Origin of the sequence: Rhizobacter sp. (assembly GCF_031412075.1) — a bacterium.
GTDB lineage: Bacteria > Pseudomonadota > Gammaproteobacteria > Burkholderiales > Burkholderiaceae_C > Rhizobacter.
This window is the reverse complement of sequence record NZ_JANOCG010000592.1, coordinates 1-3,433: the sequence shown is the minus strand read 5'-3', so window position 1 is coordinate 3,433 and position 3,433 is coordinate 1. Positions and strand designations below refer to the sequence as shown.

The following is a 3,433-nucleotide window of genomic DNA, read 5'->3' as shown; positions in this document are numbered from 1 at the left end:
CGCCAGGCCGACCTGGCCGAGCGCATCGTCGAGGCGCTGGCTCGCTACCACATCGAGCCTTCACTGCTGACCTGCGAGATCACCGAGTCGGCAGCGATGGACGACACCCGCGTCACGCTGCAGATGATCGAGCAGCTCTCGTCGGCGGGTGTGCATTTGTCGATCGACGACTTCGGCACTGGCTACTCGTCCTTGAGCTACCTGCGCCAGCTGGCGGCCGAGGAGCTGAAGATCGACCGCAGCTTCATCTGCGACCTCGAAACCAGCGCCGATGCACGCGCCATCGTCGACGCCGTGGTCAAGCTCGCGCAGGCACTGGGCCTGAAGGTGGTGGCCGAAGGGGTCGAGACCGAGCAGCAGCAGGAGATCTTGCGCCGCCTGGGCTGCAACGAGCTGCAGGGTTACCTGTTTGCCAAGCCGATGTCGGCCGGCGCGTTGGCCTTGTGGGCGATGAACGACGAAGGGCCGCGGGCGCTCGACTTCCGGCCTTCGCTGTTTGGAGACACCTTGACGCCTGTCATCCCTTGACAGGCTTTCTACAATGGCGACATGAAGCCCATTGCCTACACCCGCGCCGCTGCGCTGCCCGAGATCCTCAAGAACCGCATCGCCGTGCTCGACGGCGCGATGGGCACCATGATCCAGCGCTACAAGCTCAGCGAGGCCGATTACCGCGGTGAGCGCTTCAAGGACCACGCCAAAGACCTGAAGGGCAACAACGAGCTGCTGCAGTTCACCCGGCCCGACGTCATCAGCGAGATCCACGAGCAGTACCTGCCGGCCGGCGCCGACCTGATCGAGACCAACACCTTCGGCGCCACCACCGTGGCCCAAGAAGACTACAAGCTGGCCCACGTGGCGCGCGAGATGAACCTGGCCGGTGCCCGCCTGGCGCGCGCCGCCTGCGACAAGTACAGCACCGCCGACAAACCACGCTACGTGGCCGGCGCGCTCGGGCCCACACCGCGCACGGCAAGCATCAGCCCCGACGTGAACGACCCGGCGGCGCGCAACGTGAACTTCGACGAGTTGAAGGCCGCGTACTACGAACAGGGTGAGGCCTTGCTCGAAGGTGGCGCCGATGTGTTCCTGGTCGAAACCATCTTCGACACGCTGAACGCCAAGGCGGCGATCTTTGCGCTCGACGAGCTGATGGACAACACCGGCGAACGCCTGCCGGTGATCATCTCGGGCACCGTCACCGATGCCTCGGGCCGCATCCTGTCGGGCCAGACGGTGAGCGCCTTCTGGCACAGCGTGCGCCATGCACGGCCGCTGGCCGTGGGCCTGAACTGCGCGCTCGGCGCGGCGCTGATGCGGCCTTACATCGAAGAGCTGGCCAAGGTGGCCGGTGACACCTTCATCAGCTGCTACCCCAATGCCGGCCTGCCCAACCCGATGAGCGACACCGGCTTCGACGAGACGCCCGAGATCACCGGCGGCCTGGTCGAAGAGTTTGCGCGCGCGGGCTTCCTGAACATTGCAGGCGGCTGCTGCGGCACCACGCCGGACCACATCGCCGAGATCGCCAGGCGGGTGGCGAACTACCGGCCGCGCACGCGGCACGACCCATTGTTCAGCGGGTTGGTCGCGGCCTGACGAGGCCGGGCCGGGTTCACTTCGACGCGGGAGCGCTCACCCGGGCCTTTTCGCCCACCAGGATCTCCACCCGGCGGTTGGTCGCGCGGCCGGTTTCGTCGTCGTTGCTGGCCAGCGGGTCGCGTGCGCCCCGGCCCGCCACCGCAATGCGCACCGGCGACATGCCGCGCGCCACCAGCCAGTCTCGGGTGCTCGCGGCGCGGTCGAGCGACAAGGCGTCGTTGGCCGCGGCCGCGCCCTTGGTGTCGGTGTGGCCGACGATGCGCAGCTCGGCCAAGGGAACGTTGCGCAAAGACAGCACGATCTTGTCGAGCACCGCCGTGGCGCCCGGCTTGAGCGCCGAGCGGTTGGGCTGGAAGGTCAGGTCGCCTGGCAACGTGATCCACAGCCGCTCGTCGGTGGTCTTGGACACGGTGATGCCGGTGCCGCTCAAGCTGCTGCTGAGCTGGCGCTCGGCCGCCTCCATCTGCGGCGACCAGGCACGCGTGCCGGGCGCGGCCTGGCCGTACACCGGGCCGGGCGCCGAGCCGGGCACGGGCGTGGCCACCGCCGGCACGGGCTTGGGTGGTGCGGCGCAGCCCGCCAACAAGGCGACGAAGAGAGCGAGGGTGTGCAGTGAAAGCTTGGCCATGGTCGGATCGATTTTGTCGTGGCTGGCCATTGGAACGGCTGAAACCCCACCCGGCGCAAGGGGGCTCGCCGGTTTTGTAACCAGCGATGACGCCACTTATTCCCGCTTGGCGCCACACACGCTCGCATAAAATCTGCCACTTCCAAGGAGCGTTGCGACGGCGTCTGCCCAGATGCCGCCAGGCTTGGAAGCTCGCAACGACGCTCACCCCCTGTATGCCTTTCATGTGCATGCGCCGCGGGTGAGCACCGCAGCCCATGCAGAGATTCTTGCCATGACGACTGCCACTCCCTTCCAACACGCCGTTCCCGCGATGAAGCTCGCAGGCCTGGAGCCCATCCTCATCGGCGAGGGCACGCTGTTCGTCAACATCGGCGAGCGCACCAACGTGACCGGCTCCAAGGCCTTTGCGCGGCTCATCCTGAACGGGCAGTTCGAAGAAGCCCTCGCGGTTGCGCGCCAGCAGGTGGAAAACGGCGCCCAGGTGATCGACATCAACATGGACGAGGCCATGCTCGACAGCAAGGCGGCCATGGTGCGTTTTCTGCACCTGATCGCCAGCGAGCCCGAGATCGCGCGCGTGCCGATCATGATCGACAGCTCGAAGTGGGACGTGATCGAAGCCGGGCTCAAATGCATCCAGGGCAAGGGCATCGTCAACTCGATCTCGATGAAAGAAGGCGTTGACGCCTTCAAGCACCAGGCCAAGCTGGTGCGCCGCTACGGCGCTGCGGCCGTGGTGATGGCCTTCGACGAGAAGGGCCAGGCCGACACCTACGAACGCAAGATCGAAATCTGCGAGCGTGCGTACCGCATGCTGGTCGACGAGATCGGCTTCCCGCCCGAAGACATCATCTTCGACCCCAACATCTTCGCCATCGCAACCGGCATCGAAGAGCACGACAACTACGCCGTTGACTTCATCAACGCCACACGCTGGATCAAGCAGAACCTGCCGGGTGCCAAGGTCTCGGGCGGTGTCTCCAACGTGAGTTTCAGCTTCCGCGGCAACGACCCGGTGCGCGAGGCCATCCACACCGTTTTCCTGTACCACGCGATCCAGGCGGGCATGGACATGGGCATCGTCAACGCCGGCATGGTGGGTGTGTACGACGACCTGGAGCCGATTCTTCGCGAACGCGTGGAAGACGTGGTGCTGAATCGCCGCGCCGATGCCGGCGAGCGCCTGATCGAAGTGGCCGA

Annotated in this window: 4 protein-coding genes and 1 riboswitch; of the genes, 3 read left to right on the top strand and 1 reads right to left on the bottom strand. The window is 66.2% G+C overall.

The genetic code is table 11. The features are described 5' to 3' along the window. Both RMO40_RS21820 and RMO40_RS21815 read left to right on the top strand, forming a co-directional pair. Window positions 1-528, top strand: a 528-nt coding sequence (locus RMO40_RS21820; protein ID WP_309725701.1) for an EAL domain-containing protein, incomplete at its 5' end; no start/stop codon positions are given. Between the two features lie 21 nt (window positions 529-549). Further along, on the top strand, window positions 550-1,599 hold the full coding sequence (locus tag RMO40_RS21815; RefSeq protein ID WP_309725700.1) for a homocysteine S-methyltransferase family protein: 1,050 nt from the start codon (window positions 550-552) through the stop codon (window positions 1,597-1,599). A 16-nt stretch (window positions 1,600-1,615) separates the two neighbouring features. On the opposite strand, the gene RMO40_RS21810 is transcribed toward RMO40_RS21815, so the two are convergent. Continuing rightward, entirely contained in the window at window positions 1,616-2,230 is a 615-nt protein-coding gene (locus RMO40_RS21810; protein WP_309725699.1) for an OmpA family protein, read from the bottom strand. Window positions 2,231-2,368: 138 nt separating this feature from the next. Next, a riboswitch (S-adenosyl-L-homocysteine riboswitch) is annotated at window positions 2,369-2,443 on the top strand. A gap of 100 nt (window positions 2,444-2,543) precedes the next feature. On the opposite strand from RMO40_RS21810, the gene RMO40_RS21805 reads away from it, so the two are divergent. Next, window positions 2,544-3,433, top strand: an 890-nt coding sequence (locus tag RMO40_RS21805) for a dihydropteroate synthase (protein WP_309725702.1), incomplete at its 3' end; no start/stop codon positions are given.

Bases quoted from the DNA above. Each gene is read 5' to 3' on its own strand.
- RMO40_RS21815 (WP_309725700.1), top strand. From the start codon at position 550: ATGAAGCCCATTGCCTACACCCGCGCCGCTGCGCTGCCCGAGATCCTC.
- RMO40_RS21810 (WP_309725699.1), bottom strand. From the start codon at position 2,230: ATGGCCAAGCTTTCACTGCACACCCTCGCTCTCTTCGTCGCCTTGTTG.